The following is a 678-nucleotide window of genomic DNA, read 5'->3' as shown; positions in this document are numbered from 1 at the left end:
AGACCGTCGGCGCGAGCGACGGTTCGCAGCCCGGCCACCAGGTGACCGACATCACGGCCTGGCGCATCGCCCCCGGTGACAAGCTCGCCGCCTCGTTCGAGACGACGGCGACGCTCGACGGCGACAACCTCGTCGCGCGCGTCGGCATCGACGGCCTGCAGAACCTCACCGAGAACGTCTCGGGCATCAACTACAGCTACGAGGTCTACTACGGCGACCAGCTGCTCGTCACCGAGACCGCGCTGCCGAAGACCGCGGATTCGCCGCTCCTCTACCTCTCGGCCCCCGCTGCCGGGCAGGCTGCGGGCGCGGAGGACGCGACCAACGGCATCCTCGGCTCGACCGCGACCGCTGTGGACGGCGTCACCGCCCAGTCCGCCGTGTTCGGCATGCCCGCCACCACGGTCGACCTGAACGTGATCATCTACGCGTCCTTCTACGAGGACGTGGACGGTGACTTCCGGTACCAGGCGACCGACACGACGGTGACCGACCGCACCGACGTGACCCTCGTCGACACGCTCGGCGAGCTCACGGTCTCGCTGGCGCAGGTCCGCGACACCGGCGCGCAGTTCGGCGCCTAAGCCAGGCGCAGCCGGGCCCGGAGCGATCCGGGCCCGGCCTGCGGGGCGGCCGCCCAGCCGCCCCGCACCCCCGTGCCCCGGGACCCCCCCCGTA

At 72.1% G+C, this 678-nt stretch carries 1 protein-coding gene; it reads left to right on the top strand.

Features of this window, described 5'->3' with window-relative positions:
* Positions 1–584, top strand: a 584-nt coding sequence (locus U874_RS14545) for a hypothetical protein (protein WP_036058237.1), incomplete at its 5' end; no start/stop codon positions are given.
* Between the last annotated feature and the right edge of the window lie 94 nt (positions 585–678).

Origin of the sequence: Leucobacter sp. PH1c, assembly GCF_000633415.1 — a bacterium.
Taxonomy (GTDB): Bacteria; Actinomycetota; Actinomycetes; order Actinomycetales; family Microbacteriaceae; genus Leucobacter.
The sequence above is the reverse complement of the archived record's forward strand: the minus strand, read 5'-3'. Positions and strand labels throughout refer to the sequence as shown.